Annotated in this window: 18 protein-coding genes; 13 read left to right on the top strand and 5 right to left on the bottom strand. The window is 39.6% G+C overall.

The window, feature by feature from the left end; translation table 11 throughout:
• Positions 1 to 222: 222 nt before the first annotated feature.
• The 5 genes from sgrR to leuA form a co-directional block, all read right to left on the bottom strand.
• A complete protein-coding gene (gene sgrR, locus GWJ01_RS08205) occupies positions 223 to 1,902 on the bottom strand; it encodes an HTH-type transcriptional regulator SgrR (RefSeq protein ID WP_161710952.1) in 1,680 nt (559 codons plus the stop codon).
• Positions 1,903 to 2,193: 291 nt separating this feature from the next.
• Entirely contained in the window at positions 2,194 to 2,799 is a 606-nt protein-coding gene (gene leuD / locus GWJ01_RS08200; protein ID WP_088494910.1) for a 3-isopropylmalate dehydratase small subunit, read from the bottom strand.
• An 8-nt stretch (positions 2,800 to 2,807) separates the two neighbouring features.
• Complete coding sequence (gene leuC / locus GWJ01_RS08195) at positions 2,808 to 4,217, bottom strand: 3-isopropylmalate dehydratase large subunit (protein WP_109401532.1); 1,410 nt, start codon at positions 4,215 to 4,217, stop codon at positions 2,808 to 2,810.
• 1 nt (position 4,218) lies between these two features.
• Positions 4,219 to 5,310 carry a 3-isopropylmalate dehydrogenase gene (gene leuB, locus GWJ01_RS08190; protein ID WP_109401533.1) on the bottom strand — a complete coding sequence of 364 codons (1,092 nt, stop codon included), beginning with the start codon at positions 5,308 to 5,310 and terminating at the stop codon, positions 4,219 to 4,221.
• Positions 5,311 to 5,312: 2 nt separating this feature from the next.
• Positions 5,313 to 6,872 carry a 2-isopropylmalate synthase gene (leuA, locus tag GWJ01_RS08185; RefSeq protein ID WP_161710951.1) on the bottom strand — a complete coding sequence of 520 codons (1,560 nt, stop codon included), beginning with the start codon at positions 6,870 to 6,872 and terminating at the stop codon, positions 5,313 to 5,315.
• Between the two features lie 869 nt (positions 6,873 to 7,741).
• Here leuA and leuO point away from each other — a divergent pair.
• The 13 genes from leuO (at position 7,742) to murG (ending at position 23,975) form a co-directional block, all read left to right on the top strand.
• Positions 7,742 to 8,686, top strand: a complete 945-nt coding sequence (gene leuO / locus GWJ01_RS08180) for a transcriptional regulator LeuO (protein WP_109392856.1) — start codon at positions 7,742 to 7,744, stop codon at positions 8,684 to 8,686.
• A gap of 519 nt (positions 8,687 to 9,205) precedes the next feature.
• Positions 9,206 to 11,011, top strand: coding sequence for an AMP-dependent synthetase/ligase (locus GWJ01_RS08175; protein ID WP_109401534.1), 1,806 nt, complete (start codon positions 9,206 to 9,208; stop codon positions 11,009 to 11,011).
• A 223-nt stretch (positions 11,012 to 11,234) separates the two neighbouring features.
• Positions 11,235 to 12,242, top strand: coding sequence for a catabolite repressor/activator (gene cra, locus GWJ01_RS08170; RefSeq protein WP_075670767.1), 1,008 nt, complete (start codon positions 11,235 to 11,237; stop codon positions 12,240 to 12,242).
• Positions 12,243 to 12,926: 684 nt separating this feature from the next.
• Positions 12,927 to 13,385 carry a division/cell wall cluster transcriptional repressor MraZ gene (gene mraZ, locus GWJ01_RS08165; RefSeq protein WP_075670769.1) on the top strand — a complete coding sequence of 153 codons (459 nt, stop codon included), beginning with the start codon at positions 12,927 to 12,929 and terminating at the stop codon, positions 13,383 to 13,385.
• 3 nt (positions 13,386 to 13,388) lie between these two features.
• Entirely contained in the window at positions 13,389 to 14,336 is a 948-nt protein-coding gene (gene rsmH / locus GWJ01_RS08160; protein WP_098942181.1) for a 16S rRNA (cytosine(1402)-N(4))-methyltransferase RsmH, read from the top strand.
• Positions 14,337 to 14,654 (top strand): cell division protein FtsL, encoded by a 318-nt coding sequence (gene ftsL / locus GWJ01_RS08155; RefSeq protein ID WP_023581490.1) that lies wholly within the window; start codon positions 14,337 to 14,339, stop codon positions 14,652 to 14,654.
• 11 nt (positions 14,655 to 14,665) lie between these two features.
• Positions 14,666 to 16,462: a peptidoglycan glycosyltransferase FtsI gene (ftsI, locus tag GWJ01_RS08150; protein ID WP_109392858.1), complete on the top strand. Its 1,797-nt coding sequence runs from the start codon at positions 14,666 to 14,668 to the stop codon at positions 16,460 to 16,462.
• Positions 16,449 to 17,936 (top strand): UDP-N-acetylmuramoyl-L-alanyl-D-glutamate--2,6-diaminopimelate ligase, encoded by a 1,488-nt coding sequence (gene murE / locus GWJ01_RS08145; RefSeq protein WP_109392859.1) that lies wholly within the window; start codon positions 16,449 to 16,451, stop codon positions 17,934 to 17,936. Before ftsI ends, murE begins: the two co-directional genes overlap by 14 nt.
• Positions 17,933 to 19,315, top strand: a complete 1,383-nt coding sequence (gene murF, locus GWJ01_RS08140) for a UDP-N-acetylmuramoyl-tripeptide--D-alanyl-D-alanine ligase (RefSeq protein WP_109392860.1) — start codon at positions 17,933 to 17,935, stop codon at positions 19,313 to 19,315. The genes murE and murF overlap by 4 nt, the downstream gene beginning before the upstream one ends.
• On the top strand, positions 19,309 to 20,391 hold the full coding sequence (mraY, locus tag GWJ01_RS08135) for a phospho-N-acetylmuramoyl-pentapeptide-transferase (RefSeq protein WP_023581493.1): 1,083 nt from the start codon (positions 19,309 to 19,311) through the stop codon (positions 20,389 to 20,391). Before murF ends, mraY begins: the two co-directional genes overlap by 7 nt.
• Before the next feature lies 1 nt (position 20,392).
• Positions 20,393 to 21,703 (top strand): UDP-N-acetylmuramoyl-L-alanine--D-glutamate ligase, encoded by a 1,311-nt coding sequence (murD, locus tag GWJ01_RS08130; RefSeq protein WP_161710950.1) that lies wholly within the window; start codon positions 20,393 to 20,395, stop codon positions 21,701 to 21,703.
• Positions 21,703 to 22,896 (top strand): cell division protein FtsW, encoded by a 1,194-nt coding sequence (gene ftsW / locus GWJ01_RS08125; RefSeq protein ID WP_109392862.1) that lies wholly within the window; start codon positions 21,703 to 21,705, stop codon positions 22,894 to 22,896. The genes murD and ftsW overlap by 1 nt, the downstream gene beginning before the upstream one ends.
• Positions 22,893 to 23,975, top strand: coding sequence for an undecaprenyldiphospho-muramoylpentapeptide beta-N-acetylglucosaminyltransferase (murG, locus tag GWJ01_RS08120; protein WP_109401537.1), 1,083 nt, complete (start codon positions 22,893 to 22,895; stop codon positions 23,973 to 23,975). Before ftsW ends, murG begins: the two co-directional genes overlap by 4 nt.
• The last annotated feature ends 17 nt before the right edge of the window (positions 23,976 to 23,992 follow it).

Below are 23,992 nucleotides of genomic sequence, written 5' to 3'. Positions count from 1 at the left end.
TGGCTACTAATTTGAATTATAAGTGATATTTTAAAAATTGTATCAACAGCCTTTCTAACAATACAAAAACTATACCCTGATTATCTCACTCTTTTTCACATAGATATCCACAGAAAAAGTGAATAAATCCCCTAAGTGTTTATGTGGGTGTTTATAACTTTCAAGGTTTCTGTGAATTAACATAAATAATGGTTAATTTGAACACTGAAAAGAGACGATAACCTATTTTAGCTTTGGTGTATCGATATCAGGCGTAAACCATGCTGATTTAAAATCAAACCAGCCAAAGGTATTCATTTTGACACCTCGTATAGTTCTCTGCCCTTGTAGCTCTAATAAATGATGAAATAGAGGATACAGCCAAATATCTTGTGTTAATTGGCGACACCACTCTTCCAGTGGCAAGGATTTTTGGTGCCATAGTGTGAGCTCTTGTGAAAACGATGCTCCCAGACATTGGTGAAAGAGGGGTAATTCATAAAGTGCGGCAAAAATTGAGAACTCTAAAGGTTTATAAAAATTCACTGTCGCTAACCAAATATCACTGTCAGCTTGACCGTAATACCATTGTTCATAGTCAAGCACTTGAATGGTAAGTTCGATCTCATACTGAGATAAAATACTTTTTATTAAATCTGCAATAGTGCTGTATTCATGATGCTCTTTATAAAGAGTGACTGTCAGTTTTGTTAATGAAGCCGGTTTGGGATGTTGGCGGATTAATTTACTGTGATGCCAATGAAGTAATAACCCATAAGCAGGAGACCAATGGCGTTGATAGAAAGGATCACAATGCGTCAGCATATTAACAGGGGTTAACACACTGCTTAACCATTCCCTTATTTCAGTCTGTTGACACTGCTTTGAGCGACTATCATAGAGCAGAAAATAACACCCTTCCTCTTTACGGCTTTCTAGCGAATCTTTATTGGTATCATCATCTGTTAAATGAATAGTTGAACAGACCATTTTGTTATTCAGTTCTGGAACTACCCAAATATCAATTTCATCTAATAATGCCCGTAAGCCAAAATAGCGATTAAAAGCTTTGATTTGCAGTTTATGTTTATCATTAGCGATAACCTGATAAGCACCCGTACCAATAGGGCGTTGTGCAAAAGAAGGGAGTGATGCCCACTCTTGCGGTAAAATAACGGCTTGTGGACTCCCTAATAACGTTGCAAATTGCTTATCTGCTTCGCTTAAGAAAATATCCAGCACATAAGGCTGAGGCGAGGAAATTTGTTCTATATGTGCATAAAGAGGATTGCAGTGTTTCATTCTCATTAAAGAAGTGCTGATATCTTCAAGAGTGAGTTCACGACCATGATGGAAATAGATAGAAGGACGTAAATAAAATCGCCAATGTTGCTCTGTGATCATTTGCCAATGATGAGCTAACTCGGCTTCGACTTCCCCATTTTCCTCTTTTAGATGCACTAATGAGTTAAATATCTGGCTCATTAAATGCAATTCAGAACGTCTTAATGGTGTTCCCGGTAATAAATTTCTAAAAGGACGATAGTAAATAATGCGCAGTAATTGTTGACCAGGATGAAAGCTTTTTTCAATCTGTGAAAGCACCATTTGGCGCACTGAATCTTTATCACCCATTAACGCGACAAGCTTTTCAATATCATTCTCTGCTATCAGTCTTTCAGCGCGATTTTGTTGGATCTCAAGTGCATTAGAGTGAAAAATAAGCGTGGATTTTTTACCTCGACCAACTTCTGCTTGCCAATTTATCCAACCTATTTCTTGCATCTTATTTAATAAAGAGCGGACATGACGACGAGTGCAATGCAGGGTTTGTGCTAATTCTTGTAATGTTGTTTCGGTTGCTTTTCCCTGAAAGGCTTGCCATAAGCGAATAAATTGTAATTCTAAGCGGGGTGAGGTCATAAAAGAGGAAATCCCTTGATAAAGTGATCAATTTTAATTTCCTTATATTAGACCCATAATGATTGCGTTTAAAGTTAGCTCTCATGTTAGTTATCACAAATTACGAATACTGACAGACTCCCCCATTTGAGCATTCGGTGATTACCGGCCAGTGATGATTGATCACTGGCTTTTTTTATTGGTTATTTATAAGAAGGGTTTTGTTGGGACAAAAAAAGCCGTAAACGAATTTACGGCAAGAATGACAAAGTAAACATCACAGAAAGTAGAAGAAGGTGAAAATTGTTCTAATTAGCGCATAAAGGCAGGTTGTTTTGCCTCGTAAGCACTAATATCATCTTGGTGTTGCAGTGTTAATCCAATGCTGTCTAATCCTTCAATCATACAGTGACGGCGAAATGAGTCGATTTCAAAAGAGAAATGTAATTCACCCGCTCTGACCTCTTGTGCCACTAAATCTACGGTAATGGGGGTGCCTGCATGTTCTTTTACCCAATCAAATAATTGTGAGACTTCATCATCACTTAATTTGATTGGTAATAATTGATTGTTAAATGAATTCCCGTAAAAAATATCAGCAAAACTGGGTGCGATAACAGCGTGAAAACCATAATCAGTTAATGCCCAAGGTGCGTGTTCACGAGATGAGCCACAACCAAAGTTTTCTCGTGCCAATAAAATAGAAGCACCTTGGTAAATTGGCTGATTCAAAATAAACGCAGGATTAGGCTGAGTACCTTCATCATCCAAAAAACGCCAATCATGAAATAGATGCTTACCAAAGCCAGTACGCGTTACTTTCTGTAAAAATTGCTTAGGAATAATGGCGTCGGTATCCACATTTGCTGCATCTAAAGGAACCGCAATACCCGTGTGTTGAGTAAATTTATTCATCATGTTCTCCTTTAAGATGCCACTGCAAATGTACGAATATCTGCAAAATGACCATTAATCGCTGCTGCTGCCGCCATTGCAGGACTAACTAAGTGTGTTCGACCTCCACGACCTTGGCGGCCTTCAAAGTTACGATTGCTGGTGGATGCGCAACGTTCGCCCGGATTTAATCGGTCGTTATTCATCGCTAAACACATTGAACAGCCCGGTAAACGCCATTCAAAACCTGCTTCAATAAAGATTTTATCTAAGCCTTCTGCTTCAGCTTGTGCTTTAACAGGGCCTGAACCCGGAACTACAATCGCCTGAACATGAGAGGCAACTTTATGGCCTTTTGCGATTTCAGCGGCCGCTCGTAAATCTTCAATACGTGAGTTTGTACAAGAGCCAATAAAGACTTTATCGATAGCAACATCTGTTAAGTTGACACCTTCATTTAATCCCATATAAGCCAAGGCTTTTTCAGCAGAAGCGCGTTCTACAGGATCGTTAAAGCTATTTAATAACGGGACTATTTGGTCAATAGCAATAACTTGCCCAGGATTGGTACCCCATGTGACTTGTGGCGCAATATCAGCAGCATTAATAGTGACTGTGGCATCAAAAGTTGCATCATCGTCAGACTTTAAGGTTCTCCAATAAGCGACAGCTTCATCCCAAGATTGATCTTTAGGTGCAAATTGACGCCCTTTTAAGTAGTCAAAAGTGGTGTCATCAGGTGCGACTAAGCCTGCTTTAGCCCCCATTTCAATCGCCATATTGCATAAAGTCATTCGACCTTCCATGCTTAATGCTTCAATGGCTTCACCCGCAAATTCAACGATATAGCCCGTACCACCTGCACTACCTAATTTGCCGATAATGGCTAATACGATATCTTTCGCAGTGATCCCAATAGCGGTTTTACCCTGAACTTCAATTTTTAATGTTTTAGCGCGAGACTGTTTTAAGGTCTGAGTTGCTAAAACATGTTCGACTTCTGAAGTTCCGATCCCAAAAGCTAATGAACCAAAGGCACCATGAGTTGCAGTATGTGAGTCACCACAAACAATGGTCATTCCCGGTAAGGTTAAGCCTTGCTCTGGCCCCATTACGTGAACAATCCCTTGATAAGGATGATTTAAGTCATACAGCGTCACGCCAAATTCTTGGCAATTTTTCATCAACTCTTGCATTTGAATTCTCGCCATATCACCGCAAGCATTAATATCTTTAGTTTGTGTTGATACGTTGTGATCCATTGTTGCAAAGGTTTTATTCGGTTGACGAACAGGGCGACCTTTTGTTCTTAATCCATCAAAGGCTTGAGGTGATGTCACTTCATGCACTAAATGTCTATCGATATACAAAATGGGTGTTTCATCACTCACTTCTCTGACAACATGTGCATCATAAATTTTTTGATATAATGTTTTACCCATGTTATGCCCCTTCACGAATATACTGAGCGATACGATCACCCATTTCGGCAGTTGTGATTGCGTTGCCATCACCCGCTAAATCTGCAGTGCGATAGCCTTTTGCTAATACTTGTGTGATAGCATCTTCAATGGCTTGAGCTGCATTATCTTCATTAAAGCTATAGCGTAATAACAGTGCAGCAGACAGAATTTGTGCAATAGGATTAGCAATGTTTTTACCTGCTATATCAGGCGCAGAGCCTCCTGCGGGTTCATATAAACCAAAGTGCTCTTCGTTAACACTGGCAGATGGCAACATTCCCATTGAGCCTGTGATCATTGCGCATTCATCAGATAAAATATCGCCAAAAATATTAGAGCACAGCAATACATCAAACTGAGATGGATCTTTAATTAACTGCATTGTCGCGTTATCGATATACATATGTTGAATTTCAACATCGGGATATTCTTTTGCTATCCCAGTGACAACTTCACGCCATAAAATAGAGCTTTGTAATACGTTAGCTTTATCAATAGAGGTTACTTTATGACGGCGTTTACGTGCCGACTCAAACGCAAAGCGTGCAATACGTTCAATCTCATAACGATGATAAACTTCAGTATCAAAAGCACGCTCTTGTGCACCTTCACCTTCACGACCTTTAGGCTGACCGAAGTAGATACCGCCTGTTAATTCACGTACACATAAAATATCAAAACCACGCTGGGCGATATCAGCACGTAATGGGCAGTAGGCTTCTAAGCCTTCATATAAGCGTGCAGGGCGTAAATTACAGAACAATTTAAAATGCTTGCGTAATGGCAATAAAGCACCGCGTTCTGGCTGTTCATTTGCAGGTAAATGTTCCCATTTAGGGCCACCGACAGAACCAAATAAAATCGCATCAGCTTGTTCACAACCTGCTAAGGTATCTACTGGCAACGGTGTGCCATGATTATCAATGGCAATGCCACCGATATCGTATTCTTTTGTTGTGATATTAAGTGAGAAACGCTCACTGATCGCCTTCATCACTTTTTGTGCTTGAGCCATGACTTCAGGGCCAATACCATCTCCGGGTAATACTGCAATATGATAATTTTTTGACATAATTAAACCGCTTCTTGTGTTGTATGTTGTTTGCGTTTTTCTATTTCGACTTGCTCTGAGCGCCAAATGCTATTGATAACGTGGATCATGGCATTCGCGGATGAACCTACGATGTCAGTTTCTAAACCCATTCCATGAAATTTACGGCCTTGATATTCAACAACGATGTCAACTTGTCCTAAAGCGTCTCTACCTTCACCTTTAGCGGTTAATTGGTAAGTGACTAATTTTAATGGATAACCTGTTGCACGGGAGATGGCTTGATAAACTGCATCAACGGGACCATTACCGGTTGCTGCTTCAGTAATTTCTTTATTACCATGAGTAATACTGACACTTGCGGTAGCAACGGTTGATGAACCAGATTGAGTATTAAAATAGTTCATTACAAACTCATCAGGCTCTTGTTGCTGTTGTCCCATAAATGCTAAAGCTTCCAAATCGTAATCAAAGACTTGACCTTTTTTATCGGCTAAACGTAAGAAGGCCGAATATAAAGTATCCAAGTTATAATCTGTTTCGCGATAACCCATCTCTTCCATTCGGTGTTTAACTGCAGCACGGCCTGAGCGAGAAGTTAAATTCAATTGCACTTCTTTTAATCCGATAGATTCCGGTGTCATGATTTCGTAGGTTTCACGATTTTTCAAAACGCCATCTTGGTGAATACCTGATGAATGCGCGAATGCATTTGAGCCAACAACAGATTTATTAGCATGAATTGGCGTATTACATAATTGGCTGACTAATTGACTGGTACGATAAATTTCTTTGTGATTAATTCGTGTTTGAACATTCATCATTTGTTCACGGACTTTTATCGCCATAATGACTTCTTCTAATGCACAGTTGCCTGCGCGCTCGCCTAAGCCATTAATTGTCCCTTCTACTTGTCTTGCACCTGCTTGTACTGCGGTAATTGAGTTAGCAACTGCCATACCCAAATCGTCATGACAGTGAACAGAAATAATGGCTTTATCAATATTGGGAACACGCTCAAACAAGTTGGTGATAATGCCACCAAATTGATAAGGTGTTGTATAACCTACGGTATCTGGAATATTAATAGTGGTTGCGCCAGCATTAATTGCGCTTTCAACAATTCGACATAAATTATCGATATGAGTACGACCTGCATCTTCGCAAGAGAATTCCACGTCATCGGTGTAGCGACGTGCGCGCTTTATCGAATTCACGCCCATCTCAATAATATCTTCGAATGATTTTTTTAATTTGTGTTTCGCATGCAATGCCGAGGTTGCCAAGAATACGTGGATACGAAAAGCTTCAGCGACTTTTAAAGACTCTGCTGCAACATCAATATCGTTATCAACACAGCGTGCTAATCCACAAATACGGCTATTTTTGATTTCGCGTGCAATGGTTTGTACGGATTCAAAATCGCCAGGAGAAGAAACAGGAAAGCCCGCTTCAATGATATCCACACCTAAACGCTCTAAAGCGTAAGCAATTTGTAGCTTCTCTTTTACGCTTAAGCTCGCCTGCAATGCTTGTTCGCCATCTCTCAATGTGGTATCAAAAATAATCACGTCGTTGCTCATAATCTGTTCCTTTCTCTTTTTATTTGCTGTTTGCGCTCTCCCAGGTATAAAAAAACCCGCGACTAGCGCGGGTTTTCTCTCTAAGGGCAGGTGTGTTTCACTTTTTACCCATAAGCCGACCGCGCATAAAAGTTGCGAGTAGTAGTAGGCTTGATAGTAAAATTGCGTTTAACATGAAACATCCTTAGATAAGTTCTCAATAATCTGTATTTATTGATACCTAATACCAATAAAGATGTCAAGCGTTGGAATTTATTAATTTATTTATCAGTGTTATTTATAAAATTTATATAGTGATTCTGACTAATATCTAAATTTTTACTAATGATTATAACTATTAAGTATTCATTGATTGGGTTAATGTTCCATACGTTGTTTGAAAAAGAGTGAAATGAAAAATTAAACGATTGTTTGCTTTTTTTTTAACCAGCTAGTTGAGAGAGAGAAAAGAGCCAGTTAGAGAAGGGATGATTGAGGAATGTGAGCAACGTTTTGAATGTAAGAATAAAAATCATTGTATTATTAATGATGATGGCTATCAGATACCTATTTTAGGAATGAAAGTACATTATTTTATTATGATTTTTATCATACTTTGTTTTATTATTTGCAAGGCAGAAGGTAAAACAGGTTGTAATATATATTGATATAATCATTTTCTATACATGTAATTTTAATGTCAAATTTCATCACTTATATGAAATACGTTTTTTTATTGATATGAAACTTATGTGTTTAGTTATATTCATGGATGATTAATAATAAATTTTAATAAATAGTTTAAGTAATAGTTGAAGCCTATCTATTATTAATAATATCTCGGTTAATAATATTTATTTTGCTATTATGATAACATAGTGGAGTAAGAAATGACGGATTACACATCAGCAACAGTTACCAGCAGAGAATCAACAGATATGCATTTACGTAATGTTGATCTTAATTTATTAACGGTATTTGATGCTGTTATGCAAATGCAAAATGTCACCCGTGCAGCGCAAGTTTTGGGCATGTCACAACCTGCAGTAAGTAATGCAGTATCTCGCCTTAAAATTATGTTTAATGACGAATTATTTGTTCGTTATGGACGAGGGATTCAGCCTACGTTAAGAGCTAAACAACTTTTTGGTCCAGTGAGACAAGCCTTACAATTGGTTCATAACGAGCTTCCAGGAGCAGGATTTGAACCAGAACAAAGTGAGCGTATATTTAATTTATCTATTTGTAGCCCTCTCGATATAAAATTAGCACCAAAAATAGTTGAACAAATTAAAAATGAAACACCTAATATTAACGTTAATATTAAATCTTATTTAAATAGCAATATAGAACACCAATTAAAATATCAAGAAGTTGAATTTTTTATTAGCTATAAGGAATTTGAAAAGTCTGAATTTCATTCACAACCACTATTTAATGATGAAGTTGTTTTGGTCGTTTCTAATAAACATCCTCGTATTAAAGAGAGTGTAACCCAAGAGATGTTATTAAATGAGCAACATTCCATTGTTTCTTTAGATGATATTGGTTCATTTAGTACATCTTATTATAAAAATACTCAATTGGAAGATTTAATCACTTATCAAGGAACCGATTTAAATAGTGTATTAAATATTGTTTCTAGAACTTATTTGGTTGCCATTGCACCAAAATGGTTAGTTGAGAGTTATTCTGAACAATTAGATATTAAAGCCGTGTCATTACCTTGGGAAAAAACAGAGCGTCCATGTTACTTGATTTGGCATGAGTCAACAGCGCGTGATAAAGGCCACTTATGGATGAAGAATTTATTAAGTGAAGTTTGTCAAAACTAGAGTGTTTTCGCTCATAATTAGTATTTATTACTAATTATGCAGAAATAGTGGCAGATAACGTTAGTTACTCAGCTAATGACCAAAATGGCGTTTATGCAGTTAGATAAACTAAATTAGATTGCTGTCACTATTTTTGCCCTTTCTTTGTAATAATGACTCTTATTTGTATTATTACTATGTTAAACCTATTTTTTACAATAATATCCCTCTCATTCTATTGTCATTGATTAAGTTATGACCATTACCCATTGTTATTTATCAGCTTTTCTTTTTAGCTTTTCATAAAAAATAAGATCATAAAATTTAATTACCTCACGGTGATGAGATAGGCTTTACTGACAAAACTTTTCATAACTCACAATTTTACAAATTTATGTAAAATTGAATTCCTTTATTTTGGCGGATCACTTAGACTTTTATCCGACTCAGCGAACAAGTGTAAGCTGAAATTGTAAGAGAGAGATTTTCTCCATTTCAGTTTCATAACACGGTCGCTTTTCCATAAATAGCAGGAAAATTATGATAACTAATAATAATCTTCATGATTATCATATAATTAGAAGATTGCAGATGCAGTTTTTGCACAGCGGGAATAAAATTGCTTATCGTCAGTGGGATGCTAAGCGCAATATCGAAATGTCATGGGAGTTGGTTGAAAAGAAAACACATGCGCTCTCAAATGCATTGTTAGAAATGGGTGTAAATGTCCAAGAAAACATTGGGATCTTTTCTCAAAATACCATTGATTGGTCTTTGGCTGATATTGCTTCTTTACAACTACGTGCAGTAACCGTTCCTCTTTATGCAACAAGTAGTGTTGAACAAGCCGCTTATATTTTAAATGATGCGAATATTCGTATTCTTTTTGTTGGCGACCAAAAGCAATACGATATTGTTTCTGAATTATTAGCGTTATGCCCTCAGCTTGAACATATTATTGTGTTTAACTCCGATGTTGTGTTAAACGAAAATACACCTTCATGCTATCTGGAAGATTTAATTAACCAGACACAATTTCAGTATGACGAAGTGTTAAAACAACGTATTAATGAATGCAGTTTAGATGACCTGTTTACTTTGATTTATACATCAGGAACAACAGGTGAACCTAAAGGCGTTATGCTTGATTATACGAGTTTGGCATCACAGCTTTATCTTCATGATGAGCGTCTATCATTATCTGATAAAGATGTTTCGCTCTGTTTTTTACCTCTTTCTCACGTTTTTGAACGCGCGTGGAGCTTCTATGTGATGCACACCGGTGCGGTTAACGTGTATTTAACAGATACTCATGCTGTGAAAGAGGCTATGAGTGCGGTTAAACCAACAGTGATGTGTGCTGTTCCTCGCTTTTATGAAAAAGTGTATAGCGCTATTCAAGAGAAAGTGTCTCAAGCTTCTGTGTTTCGTCAATTTATCTTTAAATGGGCGATAAAGCAGGGCGAAAAACAGCGTGAAGCACAACTGAATCAGCGTCAGCAAGGGTTTATTTCCCGCTTATGTTATCGCTTTGCAGATAAAAAAGTATTAAATCCATTGCGTCAAATCCTAGGTGGGCGTGTTCGCTTTTTACCAGCGGCAGGGGCTCGTTTAGATGATGCAGTGATACGTTTCTTCTTGGCTACCGGTATTAATATTAAATACGGCTATGGTATGACAGAAACCTGTGCCACAGTTTCATGCTGGGAAGAGAATAAATATAAGTTAGGCTCTATTGGTACACCATTGCCGGGCGTTGAAGTGCGTATTGGTGCGGAAAATGAAATCCAAGTACGTGGCAGCATTGTCATGAAAGGGTATTTCAATAAACCTGAAGATACGGCGGCTGCCTTTACAGAAGATGGTTGGTTACGTACTGGAGACGCAGGCGCACTTGATAGTGATGGCATGTTATTTATCACGGAACGTTTGAAGGATTTAATGAAAACGTCAAATGGTAAATATATTGCACCACAAATGATCGAAGGAACATTAGGGCAAGACCGTTTTATCGAGCATATTGCGGTGATTGCTGATACGCGTAAATTTGTTTCTGCACTTATCGTGCCTTGTTTTGATGCATTAGAAGAACATGCGCGTGTATTAAATTTAAAATATCAAGATCGTATGGAATTATTACGCCATACCAAAATTAAAGAGCTATTTGATGAGCGTTTACGTGAAATGCAAAAAAACTTTGCAGGTTTTCATCAAGTTAAGCGCTTTACTCTTCTTGCTGAAGGCTTTTCAATGGAATCTGGTGAGTTAACACCAACATTGAAACTTCGCCGTAAAATTATTTCTGAACGCTATCGAAACGAAATCGAATTAATGTATCAAGATTAATTTTAATTGATGAAAAAGCATCTAAATGGTGCTTTTTTCTTTTGAAATTACTTATTGATAGATAACGATGATTGAAATAATTGATAAAAGACATAAACGGAAACGTTGACGCATACGGTTTTATCAGTAAATTGTGTTAAAATGCAAAATCAGATCAGCATGATGACTGAAATTCATAGCAATATGTAATAAATAACACATTTAATAATTAAAAGAGGCTAATGTGAAACTGGATGAAATCGCCCGCTTGGCTGGTGTTTCACGAACAACAGCAAGTTATGTCATTAATGGTAAAGCGAAACAGTACCGTGTAAGTGACAAGACTGTTGAAAAAGTGATGGCGGTGGTCAGAGAGCATAATTACCACCCGAACGCTGTTGCCGCGGGATTACGTGCTGGTCGTACGCGTTCTATTGGTTTGGTTATTCCTGATTTGGAAAATACCAGTTATACCAGGATCGCAAATTACCTTGAACGACAAGCGCGTCAACGCGGTTATCAATTATTGATTGCCTGTTCAGAAGACCAACCAGACAACGAAATTCGTTGTGTTGAGCACTTACTGCAACGTCAAGTTGATGCCATTATTGTTTCAACAGCTTTGCCACCAGAGCATCCTTTCTATCAGCGTTGGGCTAATCGCTCATTACCGATTATTGCATTAGACCGAGCATTAGAAAGTGAGCATTTTATCAGTGTTGTTGGTGATGACTTAGAAGACGCCAAAATGTTGGCAACAGAACTAAAAGCATTCCCTTCGCAATCTGTACTCTATTTAGGCGCACTTCCTGAACTCTCTGTGAGTTTTTTACGTGAACAAGGTTTCCGTAATGTATGGAAAGATGATCCTAGAGAAGTTACCTACCTATATGCAAATAGCTATGAACGAGAAGCTGCTGCAGCTGCTTTTTCTGAATGGTTAAATAATAATCCAATGCCTGATGCATTATTCACGACTTCTTTTGCTTTATTACAAGGGGTTATGGATGTGACACTACAACGTAGTGGTCGTTTACCAACACAATTGGTTATTGCGACTTTCGGTGATCATGAGTTATTGGATTTCCTTGAGTGTCCTGTTTTATCTGTCGCTCAACGACATCGTGATATTGCAGAGCGTGTATTAGAACTTGTTCTTGCAAGTCTTGAAGAAGAACAAAAACCACAAGCGGGTATTACACGTATTCGTCGTGATTTATGCCGTCGAGGCAGCTTGGGACGTGCACGTTAATTGATGTCACTCTGTTGATAATTATCTGCATTTATACTCATCCCTGTTTTATTAAATTAAAACGGGGATGTTTTATTTGATTTAAGAATGTCGAATAGCTTAGAGAATATTAAATTTGAGATTAATCTTAAGCCTTTTTTTACTATTTCTCTCATTTTACTAAGTTAATAGATTAAATTTTGATATATCCATAAGTGATATTGCTTAAGTTTAATAAGTAATTAATTTTATTTTGGGAAGCTTAAGAAAAAAATAAATAACTATCTTCATGATATTGAATTATTTTTTTTCGTCTTGCTATTTTTATTTATATAAAAGCAACCCCAAATTATTATGTTGGCTAAAGGTAAATGAACTGCAATAAATTAGTTTTTTATAATAAAAATCATGATTTACTGATTATGATTTCTTTATCTGTTTTTCCTCCTTGTAATCGTTATAAATAATTACTTTTCGTGATTAAAAATAGAATTGGCAAAATAATCTCTATTAATCATAGTGTTAATATTTCTCTTTTTATTTTTGTCGATAATTTAAACATTTCGGTGTGCCTATCAAATTACTGTAAATATAAATAAAGCTTCCTATATCTGGCTTGACAACGTTTTCATACCATCCGTAAACTCTATTTGTGGGGATTTGTGGGATAATGTGGTGTAAATTACAAAGCTGGGGGTAATGAGGATGTTTCGTGGAGCAACACTCGTTAATCTTGACAGCAAAGGGCGAATAACAGTTCCTTCCCGTTATCGAACAACGCTGAGTGAGATTTCTGAAGGTCAAATGGTTTGTACCATAGATCTCAATCAACCGTGTTTATTGCTTTATACCCTTCCTGAATGGGAAAAGATTGAGTTAAAATTAGCGGCTTTGTCCTCCATGAACCCTGCGGAACGTCGAGTTCAACGTTTGTTATTAGGTCACGCCAGCGAATGCCAAATGGATAGCGCAGGACGTCTTTTGTTAGCTAGCACGCTAAGACAGCATGCGGGGCTAACAAAAGAGGTCATGTTAGTCGGTCAATTCAATAAATTTGAATTGTGGGATGAACAGGTCTGGTACAAACAGATCGAAAAAGACATTGTAGCCGAGCAAACCTCACAGGAACCGTTATCGACACGACTATTGGATTTATCACTTTAAATAATGACAACAAATAATTTTAGTCATACCAGTGTATTACTGGATGAAGCTGTGAATGGCCTGAATATCAAACCTTCAGGTATCTATATCGACGGAACATTTGGCCGTGGGGGGCATTCCCGTTTAATTTTATCTCAATTAGGTGAACAAGGTCGCTTGATTGCGATAGACAGAGATCCGCAAGCCATCGCAGTTGCTAATGAAATTGATGATGCTCGATTTTCTATTGTTCATGGGCCTTTTTCAAATATTGAACAGTATGTTAATGAGCTCGATTTAGCTGGAAAAATTGACGGTGTATTACTGGATTTAGGAGTTTCTTCTCCTCAACTTGATGATCCTGAACGTGGTTTCTCATTTATGCGTGATGGGCCTCTTGATATGCGTATGGACCCAACATCAGGGCAATCAGCTGCACAATGGCTGATGACAGCAGAAGAAGACGACATTACATGGGTATTGAAAACATTTGGTGAAGAACGCTTTGCTAAACGTATTGCTCGCGCCATTGTTGCTCGTAACAAAACAGAAGAGCCCTTGACTCGAACCAAGCAATTGGCGGATTTAATTAGCGATGCAAGCCCAGTAAAAGAGCGACATAAGCACCCAGCAACACGCAGTTTTCAGGCAATTCGCATCTATATCAATAGCGAGTTAGATGAAATTGAAAAAGCACTAAAAGGTGCCGTTTCTGTTTTAGCCCCAGAAGGGCGTTTGTCGGTAATTAGTTTCCATTCGTTGGAAGACCGATTAGTGAAGCGCTTTATTCGAGATGAGAGCAAAGGACCTGTTGTTCCAGCTGGTATTCCTCTCACAGAAGCGCAGATAAAAGAGTTAGGAAGTGCTCGCTTATCGAGTATTCACAAGATGAAACCGACTGGCGTGGAAGTTGAAGAGAATCCACGGGCACGAAGCTCTGTATTGCGTGTAGCACAACGTATTGAGGAATAAATGTCTACTGAACGACACTCACTACCGGGAGTTATAGGGCAGGATTTACTGCGTCATGGCAAATTACCTGTATGTTTACTGATTGCTGTGATCATTTCTGCGGTGTATGTCGTGACGACAGCACATAAGACACGTTTATTGACAGCAGAGAAAGAGCGTTTAGTGCTGGAAAAAAACGTATTGGAGATCGAATGGCGCAATCTCATTCTTGAAGAAAACGCTCTGGCAGACCATAGCCGAGTAGAGCGTTTTTCAAGTGATAGTTTGGGCATGATCCATGTCGACCCAACAAAAGAGAACATCGTGGTTACTAAATAATTAAGGCAAGTATGAAATTTTCACGTTCGGCAAAAGCGAAAGCAAAGACAAAGTCAAATGCCAAACTACGCAAACCTGAAGAAAAAACAGGATTTGTGAGTTGGCGTTTTGCGTTGCTTTGCGGTGGCATTGGTATCGCTTTAGCTTCGCTATTAATTCGTGTTGCCTATTTACAGATTATTAATCCCGATCCCCTTATTCGTGAAGGGGATATGCGTTCTTTACGGGTGCAAAAAGTACCAACGGCAAGAGGCATGATCAGCGATAGAATGGGGCGACCTCTTGCTGTCAGTGTGCCTGTTTATGCTATTTGGGCTGATCCTAAAGTTGTATTAGATGCAAATCCTGATATGACGGATTCTCGTTGGTTAGCACTTGCTGATGCACTGAAAATGCCAGTGAATCAAATTGAGCAAAAAATTGTCACAACGCCTTCTGCTCGCTTTATCTATTTGGCTCGCCAGGTGAATCCTGAAATTAGTGATTACATTAGCAAACTAAAAATCACTGGGATTAATATGCGTCAAGAATCAAAACGCTATTATCCGTCAGGTGAAGTCACTGCTCACATCATCGGCGTAACAAATATTGATGGTGATGGCATTGAAGGTGTTGAAAAAAGCTTTAATCAGTGGCTGACAGGTGCTCCCGGTGAGCGTGTTGTTCGCAAAGATGGTTTTAACCGAGTTATCGAGAACATCGCTCAAACAGATAGCCAAGCTGCTCATAACCTGATGTTAAGTATCGATGAACGTTTACAATCTGTGGTTTATCGTGAATTAACTAATGCGGTTATTAAGAATAAAGCAGAGTCAGGAACCGCTGTTTTAGTTGATGTAAATACCGGTGAAGTGCTGGCGATGGCAAACAGCCCATCGTATAACCCAAATAATTTAACAGGTACACCTAAAGACGCGATGCGCAATCGTGCTATCACCGATATTTTTGAACCAGGTTCTACCGTAAAACCGATGGTTGTGATGAGTGCTCTTCACAATCATATTATTAAAGAAAATAGTGTTGTGAATACTGTTCCTTATCGTATTAATGGACATCAAATCAAAGATGTAGGGCGATATAGTGAGTTATCGATAACAGGAATATTACAGAAATCGAGTAACGTTGGTGTTTCACGACTGGCGTTAGCGATGCCTGCATCTGAACTTGTGGATGTATATTCACGATTTGGATTCGGGAAGCCAACCAACTTGGGGCTGGTTGGCGAAAGTAGTGGCATATTTCCAATAAAAAAACAACGGTGGTCCGATCTTGAAAGGGCCACCTTCTCATTCGGATATGGGCTAATGGTAACACCGTTACAGTTGGCGCGTGTCTATGCAACGATTGGTAGTTTTGGCATTTATCGTCCTCTCTCTATTACAAAAGTTGATCCTCCTGTACCAGGAACACGTGTCTTCCCAGAACCTGTGATGAAAACTGTCGTGCATATGATGGAAAGCGTTGCATTGCCCGGTGGTGGTGGTGTGAGTGCGGCAATTAAAGGTTATCGTGTTGCGATTAAAACAGGGACAGCGAAAAAAGTAGGGCCTGACGGAAAATATATCAATCAATATATTTCTTATGCGGCGGGTGTCGCACCTGCAAGTAGTCCTCGCTTTGCGTTGGTTGTGATAATCAATGAACCTAAAGCAGGTAAGTACTATGGAGGCGCAGTATCCGCACCGGTGTTTGGTACAATCATGGGCGCAGTTTTACGTACAATGAACGTAGAACCTGATGCATTGACGCCAGACGATAAAAATGAATTTGTAATTAAAAAAGAAGAGGATACAAGTGGCCGATCCTAATTTAAGTGACCTATTAGGGGCACTCGGGATACAAGCACCGTCATTGATGCTCAAAGACATGACACTCGACAGCCGAAAAGCGGCGAGCGGTGATCTTTTTATCGCCATTAAAGGTCATGAAACTGATGGTAGACGCTATATTCCTCAAGCAATTGCTCAGGGTGTTTCTGCGGTATTAGCGGAAGCACAAGATGTTGCAACGCATGGTGAAATCCGTGAAAGTCACGGTATTCCAGTTATTTATATTAATAATCTTAATGCAGAGCTATCAAAATTAGCTGGGCATTTCTATCATCAGCCTGCGGAAAAACTGAAACTGATTGGTGTTACTGGGACTAACGGAAAAACGACAACAACACAATTGTTAGCACAGTGGGCACAAGGTTTGGGTGAAACCAGTGCTGTGATGGGAACAGTAGGTAACGGACTTTTAGGCCATGTTGTTCCTGCGATGAACACCACCGGATCAGCGGTTGATATTCAATTAGAGTTACAACAATTATTAAATCAAGGTGCGACATTGACGGCTATGGAAGTTTCTTCTCATGGTTTAGTTCAAGGTCGTGTCAGTGCGTTGCCTTTTGTGGCGAGTGTATTTACGAATTTAAGCCGAGATCATCTTGATTATCATGGTGATATGGCAAATTACGAAGAAGCAAAATGGTTACTGTTTTCCACGCATCAAAGTGGTGAGAAAATCATCAATGCAGATGATGCTGTTGGTCTAAAATGGCTGTCTCGTTTACCTGATGCTGTTGCAGTAACAATGGAAAATAAATTGCCACAAAATTGGCAAGGCCGTTTTGTTAAAACAACCCATATTAATTATCACGACGCAGGCGCAACCATTCACTTTAGTTCTAGCTGGGGTGATGGTGAAATTGAAAGCCCACTAATGGGGGCTTTTAATGTCAGTAACCTCTTGTGTGCTTTAGCAACATTATTGGCATTAGGATACCCATTAAGTGCTGTGATTAATGCTTCATCTGCACTCACACCTGTTTGTGGTCGCATGGAAGTGTTTAGCGCGGATAATCGTCCTACAGTTATTGTCGATTATGCTCATACTCCAGATGCTTTAGAGAAGGCTCTTCAAGCTGCTCGTTTACACTGCACAGGTAAGCTTTGGTGTGTATTTGGTTGTGGCGGAGATAGAGATAAAGGTAAGCGCCCACTAATGGGTGCGGTCGCAGAAGAGCTGGCTGATAAAGTTATCATCACTGATGACAACCCGCGTAGCGAAGAGCCTCAAGAGATTATCCAAGATATTCTTTCAGGCTTAATGGATCCGGGGCGTGCGATTGCTATTGAAGGCCGTGCTGAAGCAGTCACTAACGTGATTATGCAAGCAGATGCCAATGATATGATTTTAGTCGCAGGTAAAGGGCATGAAGATTATCAGTTGGTTGGCTCTCGTCGTCTTGATTATTCAGATAGATTAACCGTTGCTCGGTTATTGGGGGTGATGGCATGATCCCTCTATCTTTAGAAAATATTGCACAAGTTACCAAAGGCACATTGAGCCATATCGCTCAAAGCCAAGTGGATCAACTTATCATCAAATCGATTTCAACGGATAGCCGTAAAATTGATGGAGATTGCCTGTTTATTGCATTAGCGGGTGAGCGTTTTGATGCTCATGATTTTATTGCTGATGTAAAAGAAAAGGGCGCTGTCGCAGTTTTAGTTAATCGTGAGATTGATGTTGATTGCCCGCAAATCATTGTGAAAGATACCCATCTCGCAATGGGGGAAATAGCAACACATATTCGCTCGCTAAGTCATGCTAAGATTGTTGCGCTGACAGGCTCTTCTGGAAAAACTTCCGTTAAAGAGATGACCGCTTCTATTTTGCGTCACTGCGGTGAAACCTTATATACGCATGGCAATTTAAATAACGATATTGGCGTACCTTTAACGCTTTTTCGTTTAACACCTGAACACCGTTTTGCAGTTATCGAATTGGGTGCAAACCATATCGGTGAAATCGCCTATACCGTAAATATGGTAAAACCAGATGCAGCATTGGTAAACAACCTCTTTTCTGCACATATTGAAGGTTTCGGCTCACTGGAAGGTATTGCTCAAGCTAAAGGCGAAATCTTTTCGCACTTAAAAGAGCAAGGTACAGCCATTATTAATCTTGATAGTAATGACTTACCTCTGTGGCAACATCATTTAAATGCGCGCCAAACACAATGGTCGTTCTCTTTATCCGCACAAAGCAACGCAGATTTTTATCCTACAGATATCGTTGTTAAGCAATTCATTACAAATTTCACCTTACACACACCAGAAGGTTGTGTTGATGTCACTCTTCCATTGCCGGGGCGCCATAATATTGCGAATGCGTTAGCTGCAAGTGCACTTGCGTTATCTGCTGGGGCAACGCTTGAAGATATTCGCCTTGGCTTATCGACATTAAAAGCGGTACCAGGAAGATTGTATCCTGTTGAGTTAACTTCAGGAAAGATGGTGTTAGATGACACTTACAATGCGAACGATGGTTCGATGATTGCGGGCTTACAAGTGCTCTCTCAATTACCGGGATATAAAATTTTTGTCGCTGGGGATATGGCTGAATTAGGTAAAGATTCAGAAAAATGCCATCGCGATGTTGGTCGTTTTGCTCACAGTGTTGGTATTGATAGTGTCTTTACTGTTGGGCATCACAGTCATTTTATTAGTGATGAAAATCAAGGTGGTCAGCATTTTGCATTTAAAGCCGACTTACTTGCTCAATTAATTCCATTATTACAGCAGCATGATGTTGTTTCAGTTTTAGTAAAAGGTTCACGAAGCTCCGCGATGGAAGATATCGTGAACGCATTAAAGGAGTGCTTTGAATGTTAGTTTGGCTAGCCGAATATTTGGTTAAATATCATACATTTTTTAATGTGTTTTCTTATCTGACATTCAGGGCGATTGTTGGTTTATTGACGGCATTAATTATTGCTTTGTGGATGGGGCCTCATCTCATCGCATGGTTACAAAAAATGCAGATTGGACAAGTGGTTCGTAGTGAAGGACCTGAGTCGCACTTTAGTAAACGTGGTACACCAACAATGGGCGGGATTATGATCCTGTTCTCTATCTCCATCTCTACACTATTATGGGCAAGATTAGATAACCCTTACGTTTGGTGTGTATTGCTGGTTTTAATTGGCTACGGCGTAATTGGGTTTGTTGATGATTATCGCAAAGTTGTTCGTAAAGATACCAAAGGCTTAATCGCACGTTGGAAATATTTCTGGCAATCCGTATTAGCACTTGTTGTGGCATTTAGTATGTATGCCATTGGCAAAGATACACCAGCAACACAGTTAGTCGTTCCATTCTTTAAAGATGTCATGCCTCAATTAGGCATGCTTTATATTTTACTGGCTTATTTCGTCATTGTGGGAACAAGTAACGCCGTTAACTTAACGGATGGTTTAGATGGTTTAGCCATTATGCCAACTGTTTTTGTTGCCGCTGGTTTTGCATTAGTCGCATGGGCGACAGGTAACGTTAATTTTGCAAGCTACTTAAAAATTCCTTACTTGATGCATGCGGGTGAATTAGTGATTGTCTGTACCGCTATCGTTGGTGCGGGCTTAGGCTTCCTTTGGTTTAATACTTACCCAGCTCAAGTATTTATGGGTGATGTAGGCTCTCTTGCCTTAGGTGGTGCATTAGGAACGATTGCGGTGTTATTACGCCAAGAATTCTTATTAGTCATTATGGGCGGTGTGTTCGTAGTTGAAACACTCTCCGTTATTTTACAAGTCGGCTCATTTAAGTTGCGTGGTCAGCGTATTTTCCGTATGGCTCCAATTCATCACCATTATGAATTAAAAGGCTGGCCTGAACCTCGTGTTATTGTCCGTTTCTGGATCATCTCACTGATGTTAGTGCTTATTGGTCTGGCGACATTAAAGGTACGTTAAGATGGCAAATTATCAGGGAAAAAAAGTGGTTGTTGTTGGGCTTGGAATAACAGGCCTTTCCTGCGTTGACTTTTTTATCCGCCAAGGTGTTACACCTAAGGTTATTGATACACGCCAAAAACCAGGAGGCTTAGATAAGCTTCCTGCTGACGTCGAATATCATACAGGCAGTTTTCATCAAGCATGGCTTAATGATGCAGATTTAATTATCTCAAGCCCTGGCATCGCACTTTCAACACCCGCGCTTGTTGAAGCGGCAAATCATGGTGTTGAAATTGTCGGTGATATCGAACTGTTTTGCCGTGAAGCCAAAGCACCTATTGTTGCGATTACTGGATCTAACGGTAAAAGCACTGTGACAACGCTAGTGGGTGAAATGGCAAGTGCGGATGGTATTCGCGTTGGAGTCGGTGGCAATATTGGTGTTCCAGCGCTGACCTTATTAACCGAGCCTTATGATTTATATGTATTAGAGCTATCAAGCTTTCAGTTGGAAACGACTTATAGCTTACAAGCCGCGGCTGCAACGGTATTAAATATTAGCGAAGATCATATGAATCGCTATCCGTTGGGATTAGAGCAATATCGTGAAGCAAAACTGCGTATCTACGATAACGCTAAAACCTGCGTTTATAACGAAGATGATGTATTAACGCTACCTTTAGCAGGTAAAGATAATCGCTGTGTTAGTTTTGGTGTTGGACAAGGTGATTATCAGCTTGATAACACAAATCGCATTTTAAAAGTGAAAGGTGAGAAAGTCCTTTCAATGGCTGAAATGTATCTGTCAGGACAGCATAACTATACGAATACATTAGCGGCATTAGCACTTACTGACGCAGTGGGTATTTCTCGTAAAGCAGCAACTGAGGTACTGAAAACGTATCACGGTCTTGCTCATCGTTTTCAATTAGTTTATTCACATCAAAATGTACGTTGGATAAATGACTCGAAAGCGACCAATGTGGGAAGCACAGAAGCAGCATTACGAGGGCTTGAAGTTGAAGGTACATTACACCTTTTATTAGGTGGTGACGGGAAATCGGCTGACTTCTCTTCTTTATTGCCTTATATCAGCGGTGACAATATTCGTCTGTACTGTTTTGGACAAGATGGACAAGCATTGGCAAATCTACGACCAGATGTCTCTTTATTAACAGTGACAATGGAAGAAGCCATGCGAGCCTTGGCACCGACTGTAAAATCAGGAGATATGGTGTTGCTCTCTCCTGCATGTGCAAGCTTAGATCAGTTTAAATGTTTTGAGCAGCGTGGTGATGAATTTGCACGTTTAGCAAGGGAGCTTGGCTGATGAGCATATTCGCAATGCGAAGATTAAAACAGTGGCTAGTGGGCAGTTATCAAACTGAGAATACGGCATTTGTGCCGTATGATCGCACTTTGCTCTGGTTTACTTTCGGATTAGCGGTTGTCGGCTTTGTTATGGTGACATCGGCTTCAATGCCAGTAGGTCAACGTCTTGCAGAAGATCCTTTCTTATTTGCGAAACGTGATGGTATCTATATCGTTGTCGCATTTTGTATTGCGTTAATCACCATGCGCATCCCTATGGCAATTTGGCAACGTTATAGCAGCTTAATGCTGTTTGGCTCGATACTCCTTTTATTGGTGGTATTAGGTGTCGGAAGTTCGGTTAATGGTGCTTCACGCTGGATTGCAGTGGGGCCATTTAATTTCCAGCCTGCTGAATTATCAAAACTCGCACTGTTTTGCTATCTATCGAGTTATTTAGTTCGAAAAGTTGAAGAAGTTAGAAACAACTTTTGGGGTTTCTGTAAGCCGATGGGGGTGATGTTAATACTGGCTGTTTTATTGTTATTACAGCCAGACTTAGGAACGGTTGTGGTTTTATTCGTCACAACATTAGCGTTGTTATTTTTAGCGGGCGCTAAAATTTGGCAATTCTTAGCTATCATCGGCTCAGGAATTGCAGCTGTTGTTATGTTGATTATCGTTGAACCTTACCGTGTTCGACGCATTACTTCTTTCTTAGAGCCTTGGGAAGATCCCTTTGGTAGCGGTTATCAGCTTACACAATCTCTAATGGCTTTTGGCCGTGGGGATTTACTGGGACAAGGTTTAGGAAACTCAGTACAAAAATTAGAATATTTACCTGAAGCGCATACCGACTTTATTTTCTCTATTCTTGCTGAAGAACTTGGTTATATCGGTGTGGTTTTAGTGCTTTTAATGGTATTCTTCATCGCTTTTCGTGCGATGCAAATTGGGCGACGTGCGCTGATCCTAGATCAACGTTTTTCAGGCTTTTTAGCTTGCTCTATCGGGATATGGTTTACATTCCAATCATTGGTCAATGTAGGCGCAGCGGCAGGCATGTTGCCAACAAAGGGATTAACCCTTCCTCTTATTAGTTACGGTGGTTCGAGCTTGATTATTATGTCAACCGCCATCGTGATGTTATTACGAATTGATTATGAAACACGTCTAGCACAAGCTCAGGCGTTTGTAAGGAGCCCGAAATGAGCGAGCGTAGACGCCGTTTAATGGTTATGGCTGGTGGTACTGGGGGGCATGTATTCCCAGGACTGGCTGTTGCTCATTATCTACAATCCCAAGGTTGGGAAATTCGATGGTTAGGAACGGCGGATAGAATGGAAGCCGATTTAGTACCTAAACATGGTATCGAAATTGAATTTATTCGTATCTCAGGCTTACGTGGTAAAGGGATTAAAGCGTTAATCGCAGCACCTATTCGTATTATTAAAGCGATTTTCCAAGCTCGTGCCATTATGAAGCGCTATCAGCCAGATGCTGTACTTGGTATGGGTGGCTATGTTTCAGGTCCGGGCGGTGTTGCTGCTTGGATGTGTGGGATCCCTGTTATTTTGCATGAGCAAAATGGTATCGCTGGATTAACCAATCGTTGGTTATCTAAAATTGCGAAACGTGTGTTACAGGCTTTTCCGGGGGCATTTCCTAAAGCACCTGTTGTTGGAAATCCTGTTCGTGAAGATGTATTGGCACTTGAAGCACCTTCAGTACGATTAAAAGAGAGAACAGGGTCTATCCGTGTACTGATTATTGGTGGTAGCCAAGGCGCTAGAATTTTAAATCACACCTTACCTGTAGTTGCAGGTTTGTTAGGTGAACATGTTACAATCTGGCATCAAGCAGGAAAAGGTGGCGAAAGTGATACAAAAACACGCTATCAGAACGAATTAGCAAAAAATTCAGTTAAATCTGAATATAAAGTTACTGAATTTATTGATGATATAGCGCAAGCTTACCAATGGGCTGATGTTGTGGTGTGTCGTTCAGGTGCATTAACCGTCAGTGAAATTGCCGCAGCGGGATTACCCGCTATTTTTGTTCCTTTCCAGCACAAAGATAGACAGCAATATTGGAATGCACTACCGCTAGAAAAAGCGGGTGCCGCACGAATTATCGAGCAAAATGATTTAACTCCAGAAGTCATTGCACAAACCCTGAAAAATTGGGATAGAGAAACTTTGTTAGCAATGGCAGAGAAAGCAAAAAGTGTTGCGATTACGGATGCCACAGAGCGCGTAGCAAATGTGATAATCGAAGTGGCAAAAAAATAAACGTAACTTGTAACCAT

The sequence above is a fragment of the Proteus sp. G2618 genome (assembly GCF_009915995.1).
GTDB lineage: Bacteria > Pseudomonadota > Gammaproteobacteria > Enterobacterales > Enterobacteriaceae > Proteus > Proteus terrae.
Note: the sequence above shows the minus strand (reverse complement) of the source record. Positions and strands in the feature narration are given on the sequence as shown.